Here is a 25458-nt window from a genome sequence, read left to right on the forward strand (position 1 = left end):
TCTCGGCCCGTCCTCGACCCGCCCTCCTCGCAGGGCCGTTGACCAGCGGTGACGGCCGATTGTCAGTGGGATGGTGCACCGTGGATCGCACAACAGGTCGATCGATCTGGAGGGGGATCCATGACCGTGCCCGAAACTGTCGCGCAGCCCGGTTACGGTGTCGAGACGGACACCGGACCGGGCCTGCCCGAGGCCACAGCGGAAGCCCTGAGGCCGCACGCAGAGCACGCCTTCGCCGACGAACTCACCGCACTCGCCGCCGCCGACGACCGGCCGCGGCCCGCCCGCTGGCACCTCTCGCCCTGGGCCGTCGCCACCTATCTCCTCGGCGGCACGCTCCCCGACGGGACGGTGATCACACCCAAGTACGTCGGACCGCGCCGCATCGTCGAGGTCGCCGTCACCACGCTCGCCACCGACCGGGCGCTCCTGCTGCTCGGCGTGCCCGGCACCGCGAAGACCTGGGTCTCCGAGCACCTCGCCGCCGCCGTCAGCGGTGACTCCACGCTCCTCGTCCAGGGCACCGCGGGCACACCGGAGGAAGCCGTCCGGTACGGCTGGAACTACGCGCGGCTCCTCGCCCACGGCCCCAGCCGCGACGCCCTCGTGCCGAGCCCCGTGATGCGGGCGATGGCGCGGGGCATGACCGCCCGCGTCGAGGAACTCACCCGCATCCCCGCCGACGTGCAGGACACGCTCATCACGATCCTGTCCGAGAAGACCCTGCCGATCCCGGAACTGGGCCAGGAGGTGCAGGCCGTCCCCGGCTTCAACCTCATCGCCACGGCCAACGACCGCGACCGGGGCGTCAACGAACTCTCCAGCGCCCTGCGCCGCCGCTTCAACACCGTGGTGCTGCCGCTGCCCGCGACCCCCGAAGCCGAGGTCGACATCGTGGCCCGGCGCGTCGAACAGATCGGCCGCTCCCTCGCCCTGCCCGCCGTGCCGGCCGGCGCGGACGAGATCCGCCGCGTCGTCACCGTCTTCCGCGAACTGCGCGACGGCGTCACCACCGACGGGCGGACGAAGGTCAAATCCCCCTCGGGGACGCTCTCCACGGCCGAGGCCATCTCCGTCGTCACCGGCGGCCTCGCGCTCGCCGCCCACTTCGGCGACGGCGTCCTGCGCCCCGGGGACATCGCCGCCGGGATCCTCGGCGCCGTCGTCCGCGACCCGGCGGCCGACCGGGTCGTCTGGCAGGAGTACCTGGAGACCGTGGTCAGGGAGAGAGACGGCTGGAAGGACTTCTACCGCGCCTGCCGCGAGGTGAGCGCATGACGCCCACCACCACGGCCCCGGGCCCCGGACCCGGCCGTGGCGCGATCAGGGCCGGCGCCGGCGGGCGGCGCGGGCGGCCCCTGCTGCTCGGCGTGCGGCACCACGGACCCGGCTCGGCGCGCGCCGTACGGGCCGCCCTGGAGGCGGAGAAGCCCGCCGTCGTGCTCGTCGAAGGCCCCGCCGAGGCCGACGCGCTCGTCGCCCTCGCCGGGGACGAGGCCATGCGGCCCCCCGTCGCCCTGCTCGCCCACGCCGTGGACGACCCCGGGCGGGCCGCGTTCTGGCCGATGGCCGAGTTCTCACCCGAGTGGGTCGCGATCCGCTGGGCCCTCGACCGGGGCGCCGCCGTCCGCTTCGTCGACCTGCCCGCCGCCCACACCCTCGCCGCCGCCGACCCCACCTGGGCCGACGGCGAGGGGGCCGACGGGGGCACGGACGCCGACGCCGCCGGGCACCGGATCGACCCCCTCGCCGAACTCGCCAGGATCGCCGGGATCGCCGGGACAGCCGGCCACGACAGCGCCGAGCAGTGGTGGGAGGACGTCGTCGAACTGCGCGGCGACGACGACCCCGTCGCACCCTTCGAGGCCCTCGCCGAGGCCATGGGCGCCCTGCGCGAGGCGTACGGACACGGCGGCCACCCCCACGACCTCGTCCGCGAGGCGTACATGCGGCTCCAGCTGCGCGCCGCCCACAAGGAGTTCGGCGACGAGGTCGCCGTCGTCTGCGGAGCCTGGCACGTCCCCGCCCTCACCCGGAAGACCACCGTCGCCGCCGACCGCGCCCTCCTCAAGGGCCTGCCCAAGGTGAAGACCGAGCTCACCTGGGTCCCCTGGACCCACCGCAGGCTCGCCCGGCGCTCCGGCTACGGCGCGGGCATCGAGGCCCCCGGCTGGTACGGCCACCTCTTCACCGCCCCCGACCGGCCCGTCGAACGCTGGATGACCAAGGTCGCCGGACTCCTCAGGGCGGAGGACCACCTCGTCTCCACCGCCCACGTCATCGAGGCCGTCCGCCTCGCCGAGACCCTCGCCGCCCTGCGCGGCCGCCCGCACCCGGGACTCGACGAGACGACGGACGCCGTCCGCGCCGTCCTGTGCGAGGGCTCCGACGTGCCGCTCGACCTCGTCCGCGACCGCCTCGTCGTCGGCGACGTCCTCGGCGAGGTCCCGGCCGGCGCGCCCGCCGTACCCCTCCAGCGCGACCTGAGCCGCCTCCAGCGCTCCCTGCGCCTCAAACCCGAGGCGCAACAGCGCGAGCTCGACCTCGACCTCCGCAAGGAGACCGACGCCGCCCGCAGCCGGCTGCTGCACCGGCTGCGACTCCTCGGCGTCGACTGGGGCACCCCGGCCGCCGGACGGGCCGGCACCGGCACCTTCCGGGAGACCTGGCGGCTGCGCTGGGAGCCCGAACTGCACGTCCATGTCGCCGAGGCCGGAGTCTGGGGCACCACCGTCGAGGCCGCCGCCATCGCCAAGGCCGAGTCCCGGGCCCTGGCCGCGACCGCCCTCGCCGACATCACCGCCCTCGCCGAACAGTGCCTCCTCGCCGGACTCGCCGACGCCCTGCCCGTGGTGATGCGGGCCCTCGCCGACCGGGCCGCGCTCGACACCGACGTCACCCACCTCGCCCAGGCCCTCCCCGCCCTGGCCCGCTCCCTGCGCTACGGCGACGTCCGCGGCACCGACACGGCCGCTCTCGCCGAGGTCGCCGCCGGGCTCGCCGAGCGGATCTGCGTCGGCCTGCCGCCCGCCTGCGCCGGACTCGACGCCGACGCCGCCACCGCCATGCGCGACCGGATCGACGAGGTCCACCAGGCCCTCGTCCTGCTGCCCGACACGGCGCGGCCGGCCGACCGCTGGGCGGGCGTCCTGCACCGGCTCGCCGGACGCGACCGCGTGCCCGGCGTCCTGCGCGGCCGGGCCGCCCGCCTCCTCCTCGACGAGGGACGGCTCACCGAGGACGAGGCCGCACCGCTCATGAGCCGCGCCCTCTCGCCCGGCGCCCCGCCACAGGACGCCGCCGCCTGGATCGAGGGATTCGTCGGCGGGGCGTCCGGCGGCGGACTGCTCCTCGTCCACGACGAGCGCCTGCTCGGCCTGGTCGACACCTGGCTCACGTCCGTACCGCCCGCGGCCTTCACCGACGTCCTGCCGCTGCTGCGCCGCACCTTCTCCGGATACGAGCCGGGTGTCCGCCGCACCCTCGGCGAGCTCGTCGCGCGCGGCCCGAAGCCCGACGGCCCGGGCCGCGCGACGCCCGGCGGCGTACCCGGCTTCGCCGCCGCACTCGACCGGGAACGGGCGGACGGCGTCCTGCCCCTCCTCCACCTCATCCTCGGAATCCCCGGAACGGAGACCGCCGCATGAGCACGAGCACGAGCACGAGCACGAGCACCGGACTCACGGCGGCGGACCCGGACGACGAGCGGCTCCGCCGCTGGCGGCTGGTCCTGGGCGGCGGGGACGCCGACGGCACCGGCCGCGCGCTCACCGGCACCGACGCCGCCATGGACGGCGCCCTCACCGCGCTCTACGGCCGCGAGAGCAGGCCCGACACCAGGGGAAGGGACCGCTCGGGCGGGCTCGGCGCCTCCGCGCCCTCCGTCGCCCGCTGGCTCGGCGACATCCGGACGTACTTCCCCACCTCCGTCGTCCAGGTCATGCAGCGCGACGCGATCGACCGCCTCGGCCTCGCCACGCTCCTCCTGGAGCCGGAGATGCTGGAGGCCGTCGAGGCCGACGTCCACCTCGTCGGCACCCTGCTCTCCCTCGACAAGGCGATGCCGGAGACCACCAGGGAGACCGCCCGGGCCGTCGTACGGAAGGTCGTCGACGACCTGGAGAAGCGCCTCGCGACCCGCACCCGCGCCACGCTCACCGGCGCCCTCGACCGCTCGGCCCGGATCAGCCGCCCCCGGCACCGGGACATCGACTGGGACCGCACGATCCGCGCCAACCTCAAGAACTACCTGCCCGAGCACCGCACCGTCGTCCCGGAGCGGCTCGTCGGCCACGGGCGCTCCTCCCGGGCGGTACGGAAGGAGGTCGTCCTCTGCATCGACCAGTCCGGCTCCATGGCGGCCTCCGTCGTCTACGCGGCGGTCTTCGGCGCGGTGCTCGCCTCCATGCGGTCGATCGCCACCCGCCTCGTCGTCTTCGACACGGCCGTCGTCGACCTGACCGACCGGCTCGACGACCCGGTCGACGTCCTCTTCGGCACCCGGCTCGGAGGCGGCACCGACATCAACCGCGCCCTCGCCCACTGCCAGACGAAGATCGGCCGCCCCGCCGACACCGTGGTCGTCCTCATCAGCGATCTGTACGAGGGGGGCATCCGCGACGAGATGCTGAAGCGGGTCGCGGCGATGAAGGCCTCCGGCGTCCAGTTCGTCGCGCTGCTCGCCCTCTCCGACGAGGGCGCCCCCGCCTACGACCGCGACCACGCGGCGGCGCTCGCCGCGCTCGGCGTCCCCGCCTTCGCCTGCACCCCCGACCTGTTCCCCGAGATCATGGCCGCCGCCCTGGAGACGCGCCCGCTGCCGATACCGACCGCCTGACCGGGTGGTGCGGGCCTGCCCGCCGAGTGCGCGGCCGGCCTGCCCGCCAGGTGCGGCGCCGACTCGTCCGCCAGGTACGGAATCCGCAGCCCCAGGACCACCCGCACGGGTGCTCCGGGGGTGACTGAGGCTCATATCACACCACCCTCCGGGAGGCCCTCACTTCGCTCCCTGGCGCGTCGTGAGGGACCGGGAGCCCAGTCCCCGCCTGCTGCGAAGGGCAGGCACCTCCACTCCGCAACCCCTACGGACCGCCCCGTGCCCCCTACATTCTGTGACCCGTATCACCGCTCCGTTGTGACCTGCGATTTAGGGACCTACGTCCCTCGGGGATAACCTGCGAGACGGACATGCCGCGTCTTCACGGTCACCGTGTACGCCTCCCTTGTGACAGCGCAGTCACGTTGCCCTTCGCGGCACGCCCACGCAGACAACGAACCGCGATCATCAGAAAAGGGACGGACGCGCGTGGACCTGTTCGAGTACCAGGCGAGGGACCTCTTCGCCAAGCACGGTGTACCGGTGCTGGCCGGTGAAGTCATCGACACGCCTGAGGCGGCGCGCGAGGCCACCGAGCGTCTTGGCGGCAAGTCGGTCGTCAAGGCGCAGGTAAAGGTCGGTGGCCGAGGCAAGGCCGGCGGCGTCAAGCTGGCGGCCACGGCCGACGAGGCCGTCGCCCGTGCGACCGACATCCTCGGCATGGACATCAAGGGCCACACGGTCCACAAGGTGATGATCGCCGAGCTGTCCCCGGAGATCGAGGCGGAGTACTACGTCTCGTACCTCCTCGACCGCACCAACCGCACCTTCCTCGCCATGGCGTCGGTGCAGGGCGGCATGGACATCGAGGAGGTCGCGGAGAAGACCCCCGAGGCCCTCGCGAAGGTCCCGGTCAACGCCGTCGAGGGCGTGAGCATCGAGAAGGCCCGCGAGATCGTGGCCCTGGCGAAGTTCCCGGCCGACGTGGCCGAGGGTGTCGCCGAGGCCATGGTGACCCTGTGGGACACCTTCGTCGCCGAGGACGCGCTCCTCGTCGAGGTCAACCCGCTCGTGAAGACCAAGGACGGCCGCATCCTGGCCCTGGACGGCAAGGTGTCTCTCGACGAGAACGCCGAGTTCCGCCAGCCCGACCACGAGGCGCTCGAGGACAAGGCCGCAGCCAACCCGCTCGAGGCTGCCGCCAAGGCCAAGAACCTCAACTACGTCAAGCTGGACGGCGAGGTCGGCATCATCGGCAACGGCGCCGGCCTGGTCATGTCGACCCTGGACGTCGTCGCGTACGCCGGTGAGAACCACGGCGGCGTGAAGCCGGCCAACTTCCTCGACATCGGTGGCGGCGCCTCCGCCGAGGTCATGGCGAACGGCCTGGAGATCATCCTGGGCGACCCGGACGTCAAGTCCGTGTTCGTCAACGTCTTCGGTGGCATCACCGCCTGTGACGAGGTCGCCAACGGCATCGTCCAGGCTCTGGAGCTCCTCGCCTCGAAGGGCGAAGAGGTCACCAAGCCGCTCGTCGTGCGCCTCGACGGCAACAACGCGGAGCTGGGTCGCAAGATCCTGTCGGACGCGAACCACCCGCTCGTGCAGCGTGTGGACACCATGGACGGCGCGGCCGACAAGGCCGCCGAGCTCGCGGCTGCGAAGTAAGGGACGAGGTCAGAACACCATGGCTATCTTCCTGACCAAGGACAGCAAGGTCATCGTCCAGGGCATGACCGGTGCCACGGGCATGAAGCACACCAAGCTCATGCTGGCTGACGGCACCAACATCGTCGGTGGCGTGAACCCGCGCAAGGCCGGCACGACCGTCGACTTCGACGGCACCGAGGTCCCGGTCTTCGGCTCCGTCGCCGAGGCGATGAAGGAGACGGGCGCCGACGTGTCCGTCCTCTTCGTCCCGCCGGCCTTCGCCAAGGCCGCCGTGGTCGAGGCGATCGACGCCGAGATCCCGCTGGCCGTCGTGATCACCGAGGGCATCGCCGTCCACGACTCCGCCGCCTTCTGGGCGTACGCGCAGTCGAAGGGCAACAAGACCCGGATCATCGGCCCGAACTGCCCCGGTCTCATCACCCCGGGCCAGTCCAACGCCGGCATCATCCCGGGCGACATCACGAAGCCGGGCCGCATCGGCCTGGTCTCGAAGTCCGGCACGCTGACGTACCAGATGATGTACGAGCTCCGTGACATCGGCTTCACGTCCGCCGTCGGCATCGGTGGCGACCCGGTCATCGGCACCACGCACATCGACGCCCTCGCGGCGTTCGAGGCGGACCCCGACACCGAGCTGATCGTCATGATCGGTGAGATCGGCGGCGACGCCGAGGAGCGTGCGGCCGACTTCATCAAGGCCAACGTCACCAAGCCGGTCGTCGGCTACGTCGCGGGCTTCACCGCGCCCGAGGGCAAGACCATGGGCCACGCCGGCGCCATCGTCTCCGGCTCCTCCGGCACGGCCCAGGCGAAGAAGGAGGCCCTTGAGGCCGCGGGCGTCAAGGTCGGCAAGACGCCGACCGAGACGGCCAAGCTGGCGCGCGCGATCCTCGCGGGCTGACACCGGCAGCAGGAGCACCAGCAGTACGCGAGTGGGCCCCGCCCCTCCCGGGAAACCGGGCGGGGGCGGGGCCCACTCGCGTACACGGCCTCATCGGCCGACGTGGCCTTCTCGGCCTTCGCGGCTTACGCGGCCTACTCGGCCGACGGGGTCAGCCGCTCCGGTCCCGGGTTCGGCTGGGACCGGAGACTGTCGCGGAGCTCGACGTCCTCGGGGCCGAGCTTCTGCGGGCCGCCGCGCACCGGCACCCCGTTGACGGTCTCGCCGGGGACCTCGACGGGCAGGTAGCTCGTCGGTGCGGTCACCGCCGTGAAGGCCGTCACGCAGATCAGGGCCGCCGTCACCCCGAGGACCGTCCGGGTCCAGGTGCGGGTCCGCCGCTCGCTGCCCGTCCGGACCGTGCGGGCCGCCGGGAGGGTCGCCGTCGGCGCCTCGGAGACCAGCGCGTGCAGCCGTCGGTGCAGGACCTCCGGCTCGGCGAGCTCGGGGATCCGCTGCCCGATGACCGTACGGGCGTGCAGCAGCCGGTTGGCGGCGGCGGGGGTGCTCGCCTCCGTCTCGGCGGCCGTGTCCGGCAGGTCCAGGCCGAGCCCGTCGTAGAGGAGGACGGTACGGCGGTACGGCGGCGGCAGTTCCAGCAGCGCGGCGAGCAGCGCCCGCCGGTTGGCCTCGGTCGGCGGGGAGTCGGGGTGCTTGTGGGCGCGCCGCAGCCGGTGCCAGGGGGAGAGGGCGTACTCGTACGCCGCCGCCCGCACCCAGCCCACCGGGTCCGCGTCGACGGCGACCTCGGGCCAGTGCTCCCAGGCGTGGTGGAAGGCGTACTCGACGGACTCGCGGGAGAGCCGGCGGCGCCCCGTGAGCAGATAGGTCTGGTGGACGAGGCCGGGCGCGGCGTACGCGTACAGCGCGTCGAAGGCCTCCGCGGGGGTGAGGCCGGGCGCGGCGGGCGGCCGCAGGGGCTCCGGCGCCGGAGTGCCTGACTCCGCACCGGCCGGTTTCAGGCGCTCCTGCGGCTTCGGGGCACCTTTGCGGGCCGGTCCGGGCGGAACGGCCCGTACGGGTGACGGGGCCTTCGGCGGCTTGGCCGCCCGCTTGGCGGCGGCCTTGGGCCGGACGTTGGCGGGCTCGCCGGCCATGGACGTGGCGGGCGGGGGCGCGGGTGTGGACGCGGCTGTGGGTGTGGGGGCGGGCTCTGCCTTTGCGGACACCTCCGCATCAGTGGCATCAGAGGCACCAGAGGCACCAGGGGCACTAGAGGCACCAGAGGCATCAGAGGCATCAGAGGCATCAGAGGCATCAGAGGCACCAAAGGCGCCGGAAGCGAGAGCGGCGCGGGTCTCCTCGGCCGCCTCGCCCGCGCCGAGCAGTTTCGCGTACGCCTCGCGCTTGCGGCCCCGTGGCGCCGAGCGCCCGGTCTCCCAGGCCTTGACGGTGGCCTTCGTGACGCCCATGGCCTCGGCGACCTGCTCCTCGCTCAGCGCGAGGGCCTCACGCAACCTGCGCCGCTCCTTCGGTGTCGGCAGGGTGACGGAGGATGCGGAATCCGTGGTGCTCCGGCTCATCGGCGTCGACCTCCCGCAGAGCTGCTATGGGCGGAAAAGTACATAAACGTATCTTGAGCGACACAGCGGAGGTTTGCCTGTTACGCGGCTTAAGCGCGTGTCGTTGGCAGCATGGCCCCGTGACCCATTTGACCGAGCACTCCCTGGTCCAGGGCGGCCGTTCCGCCGCCCTGGCCACCGCCTGCGTCCGCGGCGGGGTCGCCGCCGGGCTCGGTCTCGGCGCCCTCGCCGTCCTGGTGACCGCGGCCTGGATCAGCTCCCCGTACCCCGACAGCGGCCCCGGCGGCGCCCTGCACGTCGCCGCCGGGATCTGGCTCCTCGCGCACGGCGTGGACCTGGTCCGTACGGGCACGCTGTCCGGCCTGCCCGCGCCCCTCGGCATCGTGCCGATGCTCCTCGCCGCCCTTCCCGTCTGGCTCGTCCACCGGGCCGCCCGCGACACCCTCGACCCGGGGGACGGCAACGACCGGCCGCGCCCCTCACCGGGCGGGACGGTGGCCGCGGTGGCCGGGGGATACCTGCTGGTCGCGGCGGTCGTGGTGGTCTACAGCGAGAGCGGCCCGCTGCCCGCCGAACTGATCACCGCCGGGCTCTGGCTGCCCGCCGTCGTCCTCGGCGCGGCGGGGGCGGGCGTCTGGACGGCGCTCGGCCGCCCGCTGCCCGGTCAGCGGCAGGCGGCGGCCGCCCTGCGCGCGACGGGGCTCGGGCTCGTGACGCTGTGCGGCGGCGGCGCGGTGCTCGCCGCGGTCTCGCTGGCCTGGCACGCGGGCGAGGCGCAGGCGGCCTTCACGGGCCTCGCGGGGGAGTGGTCGGGGCGGGCGGCGGTCCTGCTCCTCGTCCTGGCGCTGCTGCCGAACGCGGCCGTGTGGGGAGCGGCGTACGGGCTCGGTCCCGGCTTCACCCTCGGTACGGGCGCGCTGGCGACCCCGCTGGGCCTCGCCGGCGACCCGGCCGTGCCGTCGTTCCCGCTCCTGGCCGCGCTGCCCGCCGAGGGGAGCGGTACGTGGACGCACTGGGCGGCAGCCGCGGTCCCGCTGACGGCGACCCTGGTGCAGGGGTGGCGCGTGGGACGCACGGCGCGGGGCTGGCCGGCCCGGGACGCGGTCCTGACGGCGCTTGCGGCCGCCTGGGGGTGCGGGGCGGCCGTGGCGGTCCTCGCGGCCGCGGCGGGCGGCCCGCTGGGCTCCGGGCGGCTGTCCGCCTTCGGCCCGGTGTGGTGGCAGGCGGGCGCGGCGACGGTGCTGTGGGGCGCCTGCGTCGGGGTTCCGGTGGCCTTGGCGGTACGGGCCTGGGGCCGGCGGGCGCTCCGCCCGAAGCCCCTGCCGCTGCCCGTCCCGGCTTCCGTCCCGGCTTCCGTGCCGGCTCCCGTGCCGGCTCAGGCACCGGAGACCACGACGGCGGGCGCGACGGCGGGATTCGGGGAGCCGTTCGACCTGGAGGCGCAGCCCGAAGCGATGCCCGACGCGCTGCCGGACGCGACACCGGACCCCGCTCCGGGCGGCCGGGCGGCGAAGGCCGCCGGGACCGATCCCGGCACCCCGGCCGCCACCCCGGCCGCCACCCCGGCCGCCACGACGGCCCCGGCCCCGGCCTCCGCCCCGGCCCTCGACCTGGACGACGACCCGGGCTACGAGCCGTACGACTACCTCCCGGCGGCGTGGGAGCCGTCCCCGCCGCCGCCGGACCCCACCAAGCCCTGAGAGGGGACTACTCCCGCACTCCGAAGCCCGCGCGCAGCGGCTTCGGCAGGAGGTCGTTGCAGGCGAGCTGGCCCGCGTGGGTCAGGGCGTCGTCGCGGCACTCGTAGAAGTCCCGGTAGACGAGCTGCATGGTGAAGCCGACCGCGACGATCATCAGGGCCACGCTCGCCGCCACCAGACCGCTGATCGCGGCCGTCCGCATCGAGCGGACGGGCGCGGCGGCGGGGACCGGCGCGGAGCCGGGCGCGACGGGCGGGACGGCGGACGCGTCCGCCGCAGGCGAGGCCGGCGAGGTCGGCGACGTCACGCCGTCGACGGCGGACACCGCCGCCTTCGGCTTCGTCCGGAGGGAGCTGATGGCCCAGTAGAGCCCGAGGGCGCCGAGCAGCAGCGCCAGCTCCGGGATCTCGAAGATCGCGAAGAAGAAGGCCCACATGCCCGCGAGGATCGCGTAACGCGCCCGGCGCTGCGCGGGGTCCGTCGGATCCCACCGCAGCCCCTTCTCGCGCCCGGGTCCGCCCTGCCCGGGCCCGCCCTCCGGGCCTCCCCGGCGCTCGGGACCCCCGCCGAACCCGTCCGACGAACGGCCCGGCTGGCGCGGGCTCCAGCGGCCGTCGGACGCCCCGGACGACCCGGAAGGCCCGGTCGGACCGCCCGGCTCCGATCCCGAACCGTCCGGCGACCCCGAGGAGCCGGACGCGTCGTCGCCCGAGCCCTCCGGTCGCCGGGGCTGCCACGGCTGATCCGGCCGGCCCTCGGGCGGCGGCGCGAACGGGTTGTTGTCGTTCGTGGACTGGCGCTCCGGCATGTGCTGGACGTCTTCCCTCTGTCGTCGCGACCGCGGCCGCACCCGCGGTCTCCGCTGCTGTCTCTTCTGCGTGCCGTGTTCGGCGTCTTGTTCGGCTTCGTCTTCGGTGCCGTGTCGGTGTCGGACCCTGACGCTACCGCCCTGCTCCGCCCCCGTCCCGTGGGGGCCGTCCGGTGTGCCGGTATCGTTGCTGACGGTCGAGCCATTCGTAGGGTTCCCCGTATCGAGCGACACGATTCGTTCGTACGACCGCACAAACACCACGGAAAGAGTGACCCAGTGGCTGCCGCCCGCCTCGTCGTCCTGGTCTCCGGTTCCGGTACCAATCTGCAGGCCCTCCTCGACGCCATCGCCGCCGACCCCGAGGGGTACGGGGCCGAGGTCGTCGCCGTCGGCGCGGACCGTGACGGCATCGTCGGCCTGGAACGCGCCGAGCGCGCCGGGCTGCCCACCTACGTCTGCCGCGTCAAGGACCACGCCACCCGCGAGGAGTGGGACCGCGCCCTGACCGAGGCGACCGCCGCCCACGAGCCGGACCTCGTCGTCTCGGCCGGGTTCATGAAGATCGTCGGCAAGGAGTTCCTCGCCCGCTTCGGCGGCCGGGTCGTCAACACCCACCCGGCGCTGCTGCCCAGTTTTCCCGGTGCCCATGGGGTGCGTGACGCCCTCGCCTACGGGGCGAAGGTCACCGGGTGCACCGTCCACTTCGTCGACGACGGTGTCGACACCGGCCCGATCATCGCCCAGGGCGTCGTCGAGGTCCGGGACGAGGACGATGAAACCGCGCTCCATGAGCGCATCAAGGAAGTCGAGCGCTCGCTGCTCGTCGAGGTCGTGGGGCGTCTGGCCCGGCACGGCTACCGCATTGAGGGACGAAAGGTAACAATCCCGTGACCGCCGAAGGTACGACGCGCCCCATCCGCCGCGCACTCGTCAGCGTCTACGACAAGACCGGCCTTGAGAAGCTGGCCCGTGGCCTGCACGAGGCGGGTGTCTCCCTCGTCTCCACCGGCTCCACCGCCGCGAAGATCGCCGCCGCCGGCATCCCGGTCACCAAGGTCGAGGAGCTCACCGGCTTCCCCGAGTGCCTGGACGGCCGCGTCAAGACGCTGCACCCGCGCGTGCACGCCGGCATCCTCGCCGACCTGCGCCTGGAGGACCACCGCAACCAGCTCGCCGAGCTGGGCGTCGAGCCCTTCGACCTGGTCGTCGTGAACCTGTACCCGTTCCGCGAGACCGTCGCCTCCGGCGCCACCCCCGACGAGTGCGTCGAGCAGATCGACATCGGCGGCCCGTCGATGGTCCGCGCCGCCGCCAAGAACCACCCGTCGGTCCTGGTCGTCACCGACCCGGGCGCGTACGACGCGGTCCTCCTCGCGGTCAAGGAGGGCGGGTCCACGCTGGGCCTGCGCAAGCGGTTCGCCGCCCAGGCCTTCCAGCACACCGCCGCGTACGACGTGGCCGTGGCGTCCTGGTTCGCCGCGGACTACGCCGCCGCCGACGAGTCGGGCTTCCCCGACTTCCTCGGCCACACGTACGAGCGCTCCAACGTGCTGCGCTACGGCGAGAACCCGCACCAGGGCGCCGCGCTCTACGTCGACGGCACGGGCGGCCTCGCCGAGGCCGAGCAGCTGCACGGCAAGGAGATGTCGTACAACAACTTCACGGACACCGACGCCGCGCGCCGGGCCGCGTACGACCACTCCGAGCCCTGCGTCGCGATCATCAAGCACGCCAACCCGTGCGGCATCGCGATCGGCGCCGACGTCGCCGAGGCGCACCGCAAGGCGCACGCCTGTGACCCGCTCTCGGCCTTCGGCGGCGTCATCGCCGTCAACCGTCCGGTGTCGGTCGAGATGGCCGAGCAGGTCGCCGAGATCTTCACCGAGGTCATCGTGGCCCCCGGCTACGAGGACGGGGCCGTCGAGGTCCTGGCCAAGAAGAAGAACATCCGCGTGCTCCGCGCCGACGGCGCCCCGGCCAACCCGGTCGAGGTCAAGCCGATCGACGGCGGTGCGCTGCTCCAGGTCACCGACCGTCTCCAGGCCGAGGGCGACGACCCGGCGAACTGGACCCTGGCGACCGGCGAGGCCCTGTCCGCCGAGGAGCTGGCCGAGCTCGCCTTCGCCTGGAAGGCCTGCCGCGCGGTCAAGTCCAACGCGATCCTGCTCTCCAAGGGCGGCGCCTCGGTCGGCGTCGGCATGGGCCAGGTCAACCGCGTCGACTCCGCGAAGCTGGCCGTCGAGCGGGCGGGCGAGGAGCGGGCGGCCGGCGCGTACGCCGCCTCGGACGCCTTCTTCCCCTTCCCCGACGGCCTGGAGATCCTCACGGCCGCCGGCGTGAAGGCGGTCGTGCAGCCCGGCGGCTCGGTCCGTGACGAGCAGGTCGTCGAGGCGGCGAAGAAGGCGGGCGTGACGATGTACTTCACCGGTACGCGTCACTTCTTCCACTGATCCTTCTTCACCGGATCGCTGCGGATCGCTGCTGATCGATGACGGGCGGGCGGCCCGCCGGTACCTGACTGACAGGTACCGGCGGGCCGCCCCACGTTCTACTTGAACCACTTGTTGCAGCCGCCGGACACCCACTTGTGCGAGCTGATGCTGTTGTGGGCCGGCGAGCCGTCGCTCATCCTGTCGTCCCACAGGGTGTCGGCGTACTTCTCGCCCACGGAGAGGCAGCCGTAGCCGTGCGCGGTGTCGTAGGCCGTGTAGTTGGAGAAGCGGACGATGCTGTAGCCGTCCGAGACGCCCTTGTTCATCACGGACTCGGCGTTGTTGGTGTCGCTGCCTTGGAAGGACCCGCTGGAGTCGCCCCAGTCGTAGTCGTCGTCGACGTCCCCGCCGAGCAGCCCTGAACAGTTGGTCAGGTTCCAGGCGTACACGTACCCGGACTTCGCGTTGTCGTTGTAGAAGTCGTCGCACGCCGCGGATGCCTGCGCCGGTGTTCCGACGAGCACGGATCCGGCAGCCAGGCCCAGCACCGCCGCGGCGCTTCCGATGATTCGCTTCATGGTTCCTCCTTCGTCCGCCCGCGGCCTAGGGGGTGTCTTGTCGATCAGGCCGGGCTCGCGGCGTCTGGCACCGCGCCTCGCCGCGTTGTCGTCACTCGCCGACGCTCCGCGTCGACTCCCTCCTCCGCCTTGCGATCCACGGCACCAGACGCCGCTCCCTGATCCGGCCTGATCGACAAGACACCCCCTAGCGCCGCGGGAGCTCATGTGAGGGAGCGGGCGCGGACCAGCGCCTCGTGCTCCCGTCGTGCGTACGCGTCGAGCTCGTCGCCGTACGTGTCGCGCAGCCCGTCCACGTACCGGCGCTCCAGGGCCGTCCCGGTGCGGGCGAAGCCGGAGGAAGAGGCGCACTCGGCCTCGGCCGTCGCGAGCCGCACCTCGGCCGCGAAGTCCCTGTCCTCGGGCCCGCTCGTGGGGAGCGCGCTCCGAGCGGCCGACGGGGTCGCGTACGGGTGGCCCGCCTCGCGCATGCAGGCCGCCCAGGCCGCCTGCGCGCCGGTGAACTCCGGGTCGCGGCTCAGCTCCGGCACGTACAGCGGGGTCAGGTTCGTCGCGATCCTGCTGACGCGGAACCAGGTCCCGGGATCGCCGTACAGCCGCTTCTGGGCGGTCTCCTGGCAGCCGCCGAGCCGGCGGCTGATCGTGCCTCCGCCAGGCGCCTCGACCGAGAGCGTCCGGGACCCGGGGCCGCCCTCCAGGGCCTTGCGGTAGGCGGTGCGGCGCTCGGGCGACAGCCGGTCGACGTACAGCAGGTTCGGGTTCGTCCTCCGGGCTCCGAGGACCTTCGCGCTGATCCGGCTGCCGTACCCGTTCCTCCGCGCCCAGGCCGCGTCCGTCAGCAGATAGCCGACGGTGAAGCTCTCGTCCGGGGTCGGGCGCGGTCCCGCCCAGTACGAGAAGCCCTTGTCCCGCATGCACCGCTCGATCAGGACCTGTTCCGAGTGGCGGAGCAGCGCGCGGTCGGTGTCCGTGACCTCAGAGACGGGGCCGGGGACGGGGCCGGGGCCGGGGCCGGGGACGGAGCCGGTGGCGGGCCGGTCCGTGCAGCCCGTCGCGGTGGCCACGAGGACCAGGACGGCGGCGCAGGCACGAACGAACGTGGACGTCATGGTGCGGAGCCCCCCGGGGTGACCGGGCCGCACCGGGTGGGCGGCCCGGTCACACCTTCGCGGTGCGGCCCGGCTCGGGGTACCTCGTACCTCCTAGGGAAGCCCCAGGAGGTACGCCCTGGAGAAGCCCCGCGGAATCCCTAGGGGCACTCGCCGCCCCAGGTCACGGCCTTGATCGTCCGGCCGCCGGCGGCGAAGTCGCCCCGGCCGTCCGCCCAGCCGTGGTGGAGGCAGGACGTGCCGCCCTCCGTGAAGGAGACGTACACGTGGTCGCCGCCGGCCTCCGGGTGACCGTTGTTGAAGAAGGACCCGCGCAGGCCGCAGGTGCTCGCCGACACGTTCCTGTCGGTCTTGCAGACCGTGCCCCTGCCGCCCGTCTCGGAGTAGAAGCAGACGGAGCCGTTGGGGCAGTTCCACGGCTGGTACGGGGTGCCCTGGGGCTGTGCGCAGTTGCCGCTCGTGACGCCCGGCCACGCGCCCCCGGACCCGCTGTACTCGACCCCGCCGAAGTGGACGGGCCTGCGGTGGGTCTCGTCCGTGAACGTGCCGGAGGCCAGGTAGCGCTGCTCGTAGTGGAGGTGGGCCCAGCCGTTGGCCGCGCCGGACTTGCCGACGCGGCCGATCTGGGCGGCGCCGGTGACCTGGCTGCCGAGCTTCACGTACGCGTCCGGCGCCTCCTGGAGGTGGTAGTACGCCGTGAACCAGCCGTTGCCGTGGCTGATCTGGAGCGTGTTGCCGGAGCCGTTGTTCCAGTAGACGGCCGAGACCGTGCCCGGGGCGGAGGCGTAGACGGGCAGGCCGTCGGAGCCGGGGTTGCCGTCCTTGACGATGTCGAGCGCCGGGTCGTGGTCCCAGGTGTTGAGCTGCCACTTCGTGCCGCAGGCGAACGGCAGCTGGAAGACCGGCTTCCCGGCGGGCGGGGCGGCGGCGGCCCCGGCCGGGGCGGTGGCCCCGGCGGAGGCGAAGGCCGTGCCGGCGCCGGCGGTGCCGGCGGTGCCGGCCGTGGCGGTGCCGAGTCCGAGGGCCAGGCCCAGAGCCGTCAGGAAGGCCAGGAGTGCGGTGCGCAGTCGTGTGGAGGACACGTTCGTGCTCCCTTCTCGCGATCAGGTGGCTCCACCGTCCGGCAGTCCGAAGCTCCGCCCGTACTCGGACATCAGAGGGCCGCGGTCTCCGCGCATCTCGCGGACCAGGTGTGCGAGGCGACCGGCCGGGCCAGGGCGAGGTCGCGGCGCGCGCCCTGCGGAATGCAGCCCAGGCCGTCCTTGAGGTCCTCCGCCGCGAACACGGAGACGTGGACGAGGCCTTTCGGGTCGGCGGCGCCGTTGTTGAACACCGAGCGCGGGGCCCCCTCCCGCGCCCACTCGCAGACCGTGTCGCCGTCGAACCACTCCCTGTCGTCGTTCTCCCAGTCGCACATCTCGCCCCCGCCGCCCTTCTCGGAGAAGAAGCAGACGTAACCGGGTGCGCACCGCTCGTACCCCGCCGCGGTGTTCAGCCCGTCCTGCCGGTCGAGGAAGGCATTCACCCCGAGGCCCACCGCCGTCAGCCCGGCGAGGGAAGCGGCGAGGAGCGGTACGAGCCGCCGTCCGCGGCGCCGGCGGCTCGGCATCCGTCCGGTCGCCGCCTCCCGGGCGCGCCGGAGCACGGACCGTGCGTCGTGGGCGGCGCGGTCCTCGTGGGTGCGGCTCAGGCAGTCGGTGACGATGTCCCGCCATACGGGCGGGAGGTCGGGGGAGAGGCGGAGCTCCTCCTCGCCGCGGGCGTAGCGGAGGGCGGCGTCCCGGCGGGCGGTCGGCGTGCCGCCGGGGAGGGGGGAGGTGCCGGTCAGGACGGTGTGGGCCAGGACGCCGAAGGCCCAGACGTCGGCGCTGGGGCGGATCCGCGTGCCCCGGTCGCCGACCTCCGACCAGAGGAGCTCGGGCGGCGTGTAGTCGGGTGTGGCGAAGCCGGCGGCGTAGGCGTGGGTGCCCTCCAGTTCGCTCGCCGTGCTGAAGTCGCCGAGCCGGACGCTGCCGTCCTTCATCAGCAGGACGTTGCCCGGCTTGAGGTCGCCGTGCACCCAGCCCGCCGCGTGCAGCTGGTGCAGGCCCTCGCAGACCTGGACGAGCAGCTCGGGGCCGGACGGCGGCGGCGCGGCGGTGTCCGAGAGCAGCGACTGGAGCGGGCGCTCCGCCTCCTCCAGTACGAGGACGGTGGCGCCGTCCAGCTCCGGGTGCGCCGGGTCGTCGACCGTCAGGGTCTCGTACAGCCGGATCAGACGCGGCGAGCGCAGCCGCCGCAGCAGCTCCACCTCGCGGTCGGCGAGGTCGCGCAGGTGGCGCAGCTGGCGGGGGGTGTGGGTCCCGGTCGGGAGGAACTTGAGCGCGGCCCGGGCGGGGAGGCCGTCGTGGTCGGGGAGGCCGTCCCGGGCGGGGAGGCCGTCGTGGTCGGGGAGGCCGTCCCGGGCGGGGAGACCGTCGTGGTCGGGGAGGTCGGCCCGGGTGGGGAGGTCGTCCCGGTCCGGGGGACCGGCCCGGTCCGGGAGGCGGGCGTGGTCGCCGGTGCGGCGGGTCGCCGCGTACACGCTGCCGAACGCGCCGGCGCCCAGGGGGCGTTCGATCGTCCAGTCGCCGACCTCGTATCCGGCCGGCACGGTCAGCGGGAAGCTGGTCACCGCCGCGCCTCCGGCAGGGTGGGCGGGGCGGTCAAGGTGGTGAGGTCGTCCTCGCGGACCAGGTCGAAGCGGAGCGCGAGCGAGACCAGCGACTCCTTCTTGCCGTTGAGGCGCGGGCCCGCGTCGGCCGTGTCGGGGCCGGGCTTGAGCCGTAACTTCACCGCCAGGTAGTCGATGTTCCACTGCACCGAGGCCCGGTTCACCGCGGGCCACAGCGGCCGCAGCCGCTCCACGATCCGGTCGACCGTCGGCAGCGGCGCGTGCGGGGCGCCGCGCAGGCGTGACTCGGAGAGCGCGGCGAGGACGAGGAAGTACCGCTTCGAGCGGTCGAGGGGGAAGGCGAGCGCGGTCGGCTCGCCGCCTTCGGCGGAGGCGGAGGGCGCGCGCTCCACGTAGTCGTGGCGGGGCGCCCAGACGCTGAAGTCGAGCAGGTCGCCGCCGGCGGGCAGCACGACCCGGGAGAACTCGAACGGTACGGGGGCGTCGACCCGCCCCGGCGCGATCTTGATGTGCTCCCCGGCGCCCTCCGGGTTCTCGACGACGTACGTCGAGGCCGCGCTGAAGTTGCTGAGCGTCCAGTAGCTCGCCGTCGCGCCGATCTCGCCGGCGGTGCGGGACACCCCGGGGTGGGGGATGTCCAGATGGCGCGGCGCACCGGCCGTCCGCGGGGCGGTGCGGCCGAAGTGGAGCCTCTCGCCGGGCGCCAGCCTGACCTGGTTCCCGGGGCCGGCGGCCGGGGCCGGCACCACGATGATGCTGTACATGACGCTTCCTTTCCCCGAGGTCTGCGTGCGGGTCAGGGTAGGAAGCGGCGATAAACGAATGCAGAACGTCACCTACCGCTTACGGATCGGCCGATCGGGTGGACTCTGGTCTAATGGGTTGCTCTTTTGTCGGCCGCCGGTAGTGGGGGACGTGGTGTTGGACGTACTGAACAGGCCCGCTGCGGATACCGCGGACACCGACGGCCCGAACACGTCGGAAGGCCTTTCCCCGGCACCGCTGAGGCCCTATCTGATCCTCGCGGTCGTCCTCTGCGGCCTGTACTTCCTCTACTCCTGGGTGCAGTACACGCACTTCCGCACCCCCTCCTGGGACCTCGGGATCTTCGGCCAGGCCGTCAAGGCGTACGCGGAGTTCCGGGCCCCCGTCGTCGACATCAAGGGCCCCGGCTTCCACATACTCGGCGACCACTTCAGCCCGGTCACCGCGCTGCTCGCGCCCCTCTACTGGATCTGGCCCTCGCCCGTCGCCCTGCTCTTCGCGCAGGCCGCGCTCTTCGCCGCCTCCGCGGTCGTCGTCGGCCGCACCACGCAGCAGATCCTCGGCAGCCGGGCCGCCGGCATCGGACTCACCGTCGCGTACGGGCTCTCCTGGGGGCTCCAGGAAGCCGTCAAGTCCGACTTCCACGAGATCGCCTTCGCCGTCCCGATGCTCGCGCTGGCCTGCCGGGCCCTGCTCCTCGGGCGCTGGACCGCGGCCGTCGCCTGGTCCGCCCCGCTCGTCCTCGTCAAGGAGGACATGGGGCTCACCGTCTCCATGGTCGGCGCGGTCCTCTTCGTCAAGGGGCAGAAGCGGCTGGGCGCCGCCCTCGCCGGGTTCGGCGTGGCGGCCTTCGCGCTCACGGTCCTCGTCCTGATCCCGGCGGCGAGCCGCGTCGGCCAGTACGACTACTGGTCCAAGATCGAGAAGACGGGCCAGGGCGCCGAGACCTCCGTCGGACAGGTCATCGGCGACGCGCTCGTCTCCGGCGAGCGCTGGGAGATGGTGTTCTTCCTGCTCGCGATCGTCGGCTTCCTCGCCCTGCGCTCGCCGCTGGTCCTGCTCGTCCTGCCCACCCTGGGCTGGCGCTTCCTCTCCCAGGACCCCAATCACTGGGGCATGCACTGGCACTACAGCGCCATCCTCATGCCGGTGCTCTTCCTGGCCCTCGTGGACGGGGCCCGGTCCGTGCGCACCTCGCCGCGCGCCTGGCTCGCCGCGTACGGGAAGGTCGTCGTGCCCGTCGCGACGGCGGTCGCGCTCGTGCTCGCCATGGACCTGCCGCTGCGGGAGCTGACGAAGTCGGAGACGTACCGCACGGACGCCCGGGTCGAGCAGGCGCGGGCGGCGGTGGACGCGGTGCCGGAGGGGGCGAGCGTGGAGGCGGACGTCCCGCTCCTCGCCCACCTCACGGCGGACCACCGGGTCTACTGGGTCGGCACCGCGAAGGGCGCCACCCCGGACTACCTCGCCTTCGACCTGCGCGGCTGGTCGCAGCAGGTGTCGGACCCGGTGCAGCTGGCTTCGCAACTGCACCCGGAGGCGAAGTACGAGATCACGTACCGCTCGGACGGGTTCGCGGTGCTCAAGCGGGTGTGACGGACGGGGAGACACCGAGGGCCGGGTTCCGTACGGAACCCGGCCCTCACGCGTTCACCGCCGATGCGGTCAGTACTGCTGCTTGTTGCGGTTGAACCAGGCGGAGGCGTCCGACTTCGCGTAGAAGACGATGATCAGGATGCCGAGGACGAGGCTGAGCAGGGCGAAGACGTTGGCGGACGCGAGGCTGATGGCGCTGCCGAGGGTCACGAGCGAGCCGTAGACGATCGCGGAGACCCGGATTCCGTTGCCGCCGGAGGCGCTCTTGACGGCCATCATGATGGCCCAGATGCCGAAGGCGACGAAGACGATGCCGAAGGCGACGAAGACGCCGGTGACGGCGGCGGCGGCGCCGTCCGTGTTGTTGAGCTCGGTGGAGGCGTCCGCGAGCTTGTCGGCGAACCAGCCGCCCGCGAGGCCCATGGCGATGCCGATCAGGACCTGGAGGACGCCGAGGATCCACAGCATCACGCGACCGGCCTTGACGCCGCCCGGCATCACGAGCGCGGGGGCCGGGTAACCGCCGCCGCCGTACGGGGAGACCGGCGGGGCCGCCGGGTAGCCGTAACCCTGCTGCGGCGGTACGCCCTGCGGGGCCTGCTGCGGGTAGCCGTAGCCGGGCTGCTGCGGCTGGCCCTGGGGCTGGCCATAGGGGTTGTTCGAGTCGCCGAAGCTCATCGCGGGATTCCTCCGTGAAGTTTTCTGTGCGGGGACGACGCGGCCCGCGCGGAGGACTTTCACGGCATTTGAGCGGATTCCCCCCGGCACTTTCCGCGGTACTTCGCAGGTCATCGTCGTCGTACCGTCGACTTTTTGTCCAGTCGATACGCGCCGGAGTTGTGCAAGTGCAATCTGTCGTCCCCTATGACGAGCCGCCCGGCGGGAGCGAATTGGAACAAGGCGGGGGTCATCCGGGAGGATGTCTCCATGAGCGCCCAGATTCTCGATGGCAAGGCCACCGCATCCGCGATCAAGTCCGAACTGACCGTCCGCGTGGCGGCCCTCAAGGAGCAGGGCGTCACGCCCGGCCTGGGCACCGTCCTCGTCGGCGACGACCCGGCCAGCCAGAAGTACGTGGCGGGCAAGCACCGTGACTGCGCTCAGGTCGGCATCGCCTCCATCCAGCGCCACCTTCCGGCCACCGCCACGCAGGAGGAGATCGAGGCGGTCGTCCGGGAGCTCAACGAGGACCCGACCTGCACCGGTTACATCGTCCAGCTCCCGCTGCCGAAGGGCATCGACGAGAACCGCATCCTGGAGCTGATGGACCCGGCCAAGGACGCGGACGGCCTGCACCCGACCAACCTCGGCCGTCTCGTGCTCAACGAGCCCGCCCCGCTGCCCTGCACGCCGAACGGCGTCATCACCCTGCTCCGCGCCCACGGCGTGGAGATCGACGGCGCGGAGGTCGTGGTCGTCGGCCGCGGCGTCACCATCGGCCGCCCGATGCCGCTCATCCTGACCCGCCGCTCCGAGAACGCGACCGTGACCCAGTGCCACACCGGCACCCGGGACCTCTCGGCGCACCTGCGCAACGCCGACATCATCGTGGCGGCGGCCGGCGTGCCGCACCTGATCAAGCCCGAGGACGTGAAGCCGGGCGCGGCCGTCCTGGACGTCGGCGTCTCGCGCAACGGCGAGGGCAAGATCCTCGGCGACGTGGACCCCGGCGTCGCCGAGGTGGCCGGCTGGATCTCCCCGAACCCGGGCGGCGTCGGCCCGATGACCCGCGCCCAGCTCCTCGTGAACGTCGTCGAGGCCGCCGAGCGCGCGGCCGCGGCGCTCTGAGCATGGCCTCCGAGGACGGGGCCCCAGGAGGCGGGGCCGGCGAGGGCGAGGCGGCCAAGGACGAGACCGTCACGGGGGAGGCGGTCCAGGCCGAGGCCCCCAAGGGGGGCATCCGGCGGCCGCCGCCGAGCCTCACCACCGACACGGCGCGGCCCGAGGGTGGCGGCCGGGCGGCGCCCCGTGACGCCTCCGCGCCCGCGCGCCAGTGGCCCCTGCTCACCGTGCTCGTCCTCGCCGGCGTCGGCCTCGTCGTGGTGGGCACGGACCCGTTCCCGCAGGCGTTCCGGGTGGGCACGATGGCGGTCGGCGCGGCCCTGCTCCTCGGTGCCGTGATGCGGCGGGTGGTGCCGTCCGTGGGCATGCTGGCCGTGCGGTCGCGCTTCACGGACATGATCACGTACGGGGTCATGGGCGGCCTGATCGTGCTGCTCGCGCTCATGGTGCAGCCGGGTCCCTGGCTGCGGATCCCGTTCCTGGAGGACGTCCTCCATCTCACCGTGACGTAGTCGGGGACGACGATGTGCGTACGGCGCCCGCCCTCTCCCCCGTGGGAGGGCGGGCGCCGCTGCGTTCAAGGGTCATGTACGCGCCAACCTCGATCAAGTTCCGGCCGCTCGCTGTGGCACGGAAGTGACCATTCCGCCACCTCGCCTCCGCATCCGGGGCGCGGATCACCCTCGGAGCTGCCATCCTTCGAGAACGCAGGGGAGGCCGCGGACAAGGGGGGCGTACATGCCTGGCTGGAAGGCGCTGTCGGACGAACTCGACCCGGACGTCCGGGCGTTCACGGAGCGGCTCCGCCGTCTTGTCGACCGCAGCGGCCTCGGCGTCGGCGCCCTGGCCGAGCGCACCGGACACGGACACGACCGGGGTGCGTGGGACGCCTATCTGAGTGCGCGTCGGCCCGTCCCGAGGAGTGCGGTGGCGGCGTTCGCCGAAGTGACCGGGGTCGACCCCGCGGACCTCGTGGCGGAGTGGGAACGCGCCGAACGGGGGTGGTCGAGGAGCGGTCGCCCCGGCGGCCCCGATGGCGGGGGTGACCTCGGTGGCCTCGACGACTCCCGTGACGATGACGACCGGACCATGCAGATCCGCCTCGTCGCGCAGAACCCGGCCCCGGTCTCCGCCTCCCCGCCTTCCGTCTCCCCGCCTTCCGTCTCCCCGCCTTCCGCCTCCCCGCCTTCCGCCTCCCCGCCTTCCGCCTCCCCGCCTTCCCTCTCCCCGCCCCCCAACCCCCCGGCCTCACGGCGCAGATCCCTCCTCCTCTACGCCGTCGGGACCCTCGGCGCCCTGCTCGTCGTCACCGCCGCAATCCTCCTCGTCGACCTCGGCGGCACGGACGGTACGGACGACCGCGCCGCCACCACCCCGCCCCCGACGACCGCCCCGACCGCCGCCCCGAGCGCCAGCCTCCCCGCCGGGGTGAAGTGCGCGGGCGCCGGCTGCACCGGCCGCGACCCGGAGGCCATGGGCTGCGGCGGGCCCCTCGCCGCCACCGTCGCCCGTACCCGCGTCGGCGCCGTCCGGATCGAGGTCCGGCACAGCGCGACCTGCGCGGCGGCCTGGGCCCGGATCACCGGGGCCGAGCCGGGGGACGCCGTGACGGTGAAGGTCGCGGGAGCCACCCGGAGCGCCGAGGTGAGCACCGGCTCCGACCCCGGCTCCGTCCCCGGCGACGGCTCCGACCCCGGCACCGGCGCCGGCTCCGGCGTCGACACCGACGCGTACACCCCGATGCTCGCCGTCGCCGCCGGGACCGACGCGACGGCCTGCGCCACGCTCGCGGACGGAAGCGAGCACTGCACGGCGAACTGACGGCGAACTGACGGACCCCCGCGGTCTCGGACGGGTGGCAGTGAGCCGGACCACAAGGGGGTGGGGGTTCGTGGGGCCCCGGGTCGGATAGCCTGACCGCTGGAAATCTCTTCACGTCGAGACACCGATCGATCACACACCGATCGATCGTCGATCGTCGATCACGAAGGGACGTCCGGAACCCGGGGCAGGGACCCCCACCGCCAGCTGTCTTACGGAGATCGCCATGACCCGCACTCCCGTGAATGTCACCGTCACCGGCGCGGCCGGCCAGATCGGCTACGCGCTGCTCTTCCGCATCGCCTCGGGCCACCTGCTCGGCGCGGACGTGCCGGTCAAGCTGCGCCTCCTCGAGATCCCGCAGGGCGTGAAGGCCGCCGAGGGCACCGCCATGGAGCTCGACGACTGCGCGTTCCCGCTGCTCAAGGGCATCGACATCTTCGACGACCCGAGCAAGGGCTTCGAGGGCGCCAACGTCGCGCTGCTCGTCGGCGCGCGCCCCCGCACCAAGGGCATGGAGCGCGGTGACCTGCTCGCCGCCAACGGCGGCATCTTCAAGCCGCAGGGCAAGGCCATCAACGACCACGCCGCGGACGACATCAAGGTCCTCGTCGTCGGCAACCCGGCCAACACGAACGCCCTGATCGCCCAGGCCGCCGCCCCGGACGTGCCGGCCGAGCGCTTCACCGCGATGACCCGCCTGGACCACAACCGCGCGCTCACGCAGCTGGCCCAGAAGACCGGCTCCTCCGTCGAGGACATCAAGCGCCTCACCATCTGGGGCAACCACTCGGCGACCCAGTACCCGGACATCTTCCACGCGGAGATCGCCGGCAAGAACGCCGCCGAGGTCGTCGGCGACGAGGCGTGGCTGGCCGACACCTTCATCCCGACCGTCGCCAAGCGCGGCGCCGCGATCATCGAGGCCCGTGGCGCGTCCTCCGCCGCCTCCGCCGCGAACGCCGCCATCGACCACGTCCACACGTGGGTCAACGGCACCGCCGCGGGCGACTGGACCTCCATGGGCATCCCGTCGGACGGCTCCTACGGCGTCCCCGCGGGCCTCATCTCCTCCTTCCCGGTCACCTGCACCGACGGAAAGTACGAGATCGTCCAGGGCCTGGACATCAACGAGTTCTCCCGCACCCGCATCGACGCCTCCGTGCAGGAGCTGTCGGAGGAGCGCGACGCGGTCCGCGAGCTCGGTCTCCTCTGAGCCGCGCTCGACTGAGCCGCTGCCCGAGGGCCTGACCGCCTGACG

At 73.3% G+C, this 25458-nt stretch carries 21 protein-coding genes; 13 read left to right on the forward strand and 8 right to left on the reverse strand.

Translation table 11 applies throughout. The features are described from left to right. Window positions 1–120 precede the first annotated feature (120 nt). The 5 genes from ACZ6K0_RS03250 (at window position 121) to sucD (ending at window position 7388) form a co-directional block, all read left to right on the forward strand. Entirely contained in the window at window positions 121–1278 is a 1158-nt protein-coding gene (locus ACZ6K0_RS03250; RefSeq protein ID WP_376413556.1) for an ATP-binding protein, read from the forward strand. Then, window positions 1275–3647 carry a DUF5682 family protein gene (locus tag ACZ6K0_RS03255; protein ID WP_469229499.1) on the forward strand — a complete coding sequence of 791 codons (2373 nt, stop codon included), beginning with the start codon at window positions 1275–1277 and terminating at the stop codon, window positions 3645–3647. The genes ACZ6K0_RS03250 and ACZ6K0_RS03255 overlap by 4 nt, the downstream gene beginning before the upstream one ends. After that, window positions 3644–4837 (forward strand): VWA domain-containing protein, encoded by a 1194-nt coding sequence (locus tag ACZ6K0_RS03260; RefSeq protein ID WP_376401509.1) that lies wholly within the window; start codon window positions 3644–3646, stop codon window positions 4835–4837. The genes ACZ6K0_RS03255 and ACZ6K0_RS03260 overlap by 4 nt, the downstream gene beginning before the upstream one ends. A gap of 468 nt (window positions 4838–5305) precedes the next feature. Then, a complete protein-coding gene (gene sucC / locus ACZ6K0_RS03265) occupies window positions 5306–6484 on the forward strand; it encodes an ADP-forming succinate--CoA ligase subunit beta (protein WP_376401512.1) in 1179 nt (392 codons plus the stop codon). A 19-nt stretch (window positions 6485–6503) separates the two neighbouring features. Beyond that, window positions 6504–7388, forward strand: coding sequence for a succinate--CoA ligase subunit alpha (sucD, locus tag ACZ6K0_RS03270; protein ID WP_376401514.1), 885 nt, complete (start codon window positions 6504–6506; stop codon window positions 7386–7388). A 134-nt stretch (window positions 7389–7522) separates the two neighbouring features. Here the strand turns inward: sucD and ACZ6K0_RS03275 are convergent, their stop codons facing one another. Next, a complete protein-coding gene (locus ACZ6K0_RS03275) occupies window positions 7523–8950 on the reverse strand; it encodes a sigma factor-like helix-turn-helix DNA-binding protein (protein ID WP_469229502.1) in 1428 nt (475 codons plus the stop codon). A gap of 119 nt (window positions 8951–9069) precedes the next feature. Here ACZ6K0_RS03275 and ACZ6K0_RS03280 point away from each other — a divergent pair, with 119 nt between their 5' ends. Continuing rightward, window positions 9070–10650: a cell division protein PerM gene (locus tag ACZ6K0_RS03280; RefSeq protein ID WP_469229504.1), complete on the forward strand. Its 1581-nt coding sequence runs from the start codon at window positions 9070–9072 to the stop codon at window positions 10648–10650. A gap of 7 nt (window positions 10651–10657) precedes the next feature. On the opposite strand, the gene ACZ6K0_RS03285 is transcribed toward ACZ6K0_RS03280, so the two are convergent. Beyond that, on the reverse strand, window positions 10658–11458 hold the full coding sequence (locus tag ACZ6K0_RS03285; protein ID WP_376401523.1) for a hypothetical protein: 801 nt from the start codon (window positions 11456–11458) through the stop codon (window positions 10658–10660). A gap of 279 nt (window positions 11459–11737) precedes the next feature. On the opposite strand from ACZ6K0_RS03285, the gene purN reads away from it, so the two are divergent. Together purN and purH are read left to right on the forward strand one after the other, a co-directional pair. After that, complete coding sequence (gene purN / locus ACZ6K0_RS03290; RefSeq protein ID WP_376401526.1) at window positions 11738–12352, forward strand: phosphoribosylglycinamide formyltransferase; 615 nt, start codon at window positions 11738–11740, stop codon at window positions 12350–12352. Further along, entirely contained in the window at window positions 12349–13911 is a 1563-nt protein-coding gene (purH, locus tag ACZ6K0_RS03295; RefSeq protein WP_469229507.1) for a bifunctional phosphoribosylaminoimidazolecarboxamide formyltransferase/IMP cyclohydrolase, read from the forward strand. Before purN ends, purH begins: the two co-directional genes overlap by 4 nt. Before the next feature lie 98 nt (window positions 13912–14009). Here the strand turns inward: purH and ACZ6K0_RS03300 are convergent, their stop codons facing one another. The 5 genes from ACZ6K0_RS03300 to ACZ6K0_RS03320 all read right to left on the reverse strand — a co-directional run bounded on the left by ACZ6K0_RS03300 (window position 14010) and on the right by ACZ6K0_RS03320 (window position 18997). Next, the gene (locus tag ACZ6K0_RS03300; protein WP_376401532.1) at window positions 14010–14471 is read right to left on the reverse strand and encodes a hypothetical protein; all 462 of its coding nucleotides are present in this window, start codon (window positions 14469–14471) and stop codon (window positions 14010–14012) included. Window positions 14472–14674: 203 nt separating this feature from the next. Continuing rightward, a complete protein-coding gene (locus ACZ6K0_RS03305) occupies window positions 14675–15580 on the reverse strand; it encodes a hypothetical protein (RefSeq protein WP_469229509.1) in 906 nt (301 codons plus the stop codon). A gap of 140 nt (window positions 15581–15720) precedes the next feature. Beyond that, a complete protein-coding gene (locus ACZ6K0_RS03310) occupies window positions 15721–16662 on the reverse strand; it encodes a peptidoglycan DD-metalloendopeptidase family protein (RefSeq protein WP_469229510.1) in 942 nt (313 codons plus the stop codon). Window positions 16663–16733: 71 nt separating this feature from the next. After that, complete coding sequence (locus ACZ6K0_RS03315) at window positions 16734–18233, reverse strand: protein kinase domain-containing protein (protein ID WP_469229512.1); 1500 nt, start codon at window positions 18231–18233, stop codon at window positions 16734–16736. Then, window positions 18230–18997, reverse strand: coding sequence for an FHA domain-containing protein (locus ACZ6K0_RS03320; RefSeq protein WP_469229514.1), 768 nt, complete (start codon window positions 18995–18997; stop codon window positions 18230–18232). The genes ACZ6K0_RS03315 and ACZ6K0_RS03320 overlap by 4 nt, the downstream gene beginning before the upstream one ends. A 154-nt stretch (window positions 18998–19151) precedes the next feature. Between ACZ6K0_RS03320 and ACZ6K0_RS03325 the strand changes: the two genes are divergently transcribed. Next, entirely contained in the window at window positions 19152–20594 is a 1443-nt protein-coding gene (locus ACZ6K0_RS03325) for a DUF2079 domain-containing protein (RefSeq protein WP_469229516.1), read from the forward strand. 69 nt (window positions 20595–20663) lie between these two features. On the opposite strand, the gene ACZ6K0_RS03330 is transcribed toward ACZ6K0_RS03325, so the two are convergent. Beyond that, window positions 20664–21272 carry a hypothetical protein gene (locus tag ACZ6K0_RS03330; protein ID WP_376401549.1) on the reverse strand — a complete coding sequence of 203 codons (609 nt, stop codon included), beginning with the start codon at window positions 21270–21272 and terminating at the stop codon, window positions 20664–20666. A 249-nt stretch (window positions 21273–21521) separates the two neighbouring features. Between ACZ6K0_RS03330 and ACZ6K0_RS03335 the strand changes: the two genes are divergently transcribed. The 4 genes from ACZ6K0_RS03335 (at window position 21522) to ACZ6K0_RS03350 (ending at window position 25413) form a co-directional block, all read left to right on the forward strand. Continuing rightward, entirely contained in the window at window positions 21522–22382 is an 861-nt protein-coding gene (locus ACZ6K0_RS03335) for a bifunctional methylenetetrahydrofolate dehydrogenase/methenyltetrahydrofolate cyclohydrolase (protein ID WP_376401552.1), read from the forward strand. Further along, window positions 22283–22888, forward strand: coding sequence for a DUF3017 domain-containing protein (locus ACZ6K0_RS03340; RefSeq protein ID WP_469229677.1), 606 nt, complete (start codon window positions 22283–22285; stop codon window positions 22886–22888). Before ACZ6K0_RS03335 ends, ACZ6K0_RS03340 begins: the two co-directional genes overlap by 100 nt. 226 nt (window positions 22889–23114) lie before the next feature. Beyond that, window positions 23115–24197, forward strand: coding sequence for a helix-turn-helix domain-containing protein (locus ACZ6K0_RS03345; protein ID WP_469229519.1), 1083 nt, complete (start codon window positions 23115–23117; stop codon window positions 24195–24197). Window positions 24198–24423: 226 nt separating this feature from the next. Beyond that, on the forward strand, window positions 24424–25413 hold the full coding sequence (locus ACZ6K0_RS03350) for a malate dehydrogenase (RefSeq protein ID WP_376401558.1): 990 nt from the start codon (window positions 24424–24426) through the stop codon (window positions 25411–25413). Window positions 25414–25458: the final 45 nt, after the last annotated feature.

This window comes from Streptomyces sp. NPDC042346, from assembly GCF_055581845.1.

Bases quoted from the DNA above. Each gene is read 5' to 3' on its own strand.
- sucD (WP_376401514.1), top strand. From the start codon at position 6,504: ATGGCTATCTTCCTGACCAAGGACAGCAAGGTCATCGTCCAGGGCATG.
- ACZ6K0_RS03345 (WP_469229519.1), top strand. From the start codon at position 23,115: ATGCCTGGCTGGAAGGCGCTGTCGGACGAACTCGACCCGGACGTCCGG.
- ACZ6K0_RS03250 (WP_376413556.1), top strand. From the start codon at position 121: ATGACCGTGCCCGAAACTGTCGCGCAGCCCGGTTACGGTGTCGAGACG.
- ACZ6K0_RS03255 (WP_469229499.1), top strand. From the start codon at position 1,275: ATGACGCCCACCACCACGGCCCCGGGCCCCGGACCCGGCCGTGGCGCG.
- ACZ6K0_RS03330 (WP_376401549.1), bottom strand. From the start codon at position 21,272: ATGAGCTTCGGCGACTCGAACAACCCCTATGGCCAGCCCCAGGGCCAG.
- ACZ6K0_RS03305 (WP_469229509.1), bottom strand. From the start codon at position 15,580: ATGACGTCCACGTTCGTTCGTGCCTGCGCCGCCGTCCTGGTCCTCGTG.
- ACZ6K0_RS03335 (WP_376401552.1), top strand. From the start codon at position 21,522: ATGAGCGCCCAGATTCTCGATGGCAAGGCCACCGCATCCGCGATCAAG.
- ACZ6K0_RS03320 (WP_469229514.1), bottom strand. From the start codon at position 18,997: ATGTACAGCATCATCGTGGTGCCGGCCCCGGCCGCCGGCCCCGGGAAC.
- ACZ6K0_RS03260 (WP_376401509.1), top strand. From the start codon at position 3,644: ATGAGCACGAGCACGAGCACGAGCACGAGCACCGGACTCACGGCGGCG.
- ACZ6K0_RS03285 (WP_376401523.1), bottom strand. From the start codon at position 11,458: ATGCCGGAGCGCCAGTCCACGAACGACAACAACCCGTTCGCGCCGCCG.
- ACZ6K0_RS03300 (WP_376401532.1), bottom strand. From the start codon at position 14,471: ATGAAGCGAATCATCGGAAGCGCCGCGGCGGTGCTGGGCCTGGCTGCC.
- ACZ6K0_RS03275 (WP_469229502.1), bottom strand. From the start codon at position 8,950: ATGAGCCGGAGCACCACGGATTCCGCATCCTCCGTCACCCTGCCGACA.
- ACZ6K0_RS03350 (WP_376401558.1), top strand. From the start codon at position 24,424: ATGACCCGCACTCCCGTGAATGTCACCGTCACCGGCGCGGCCGGCCAG.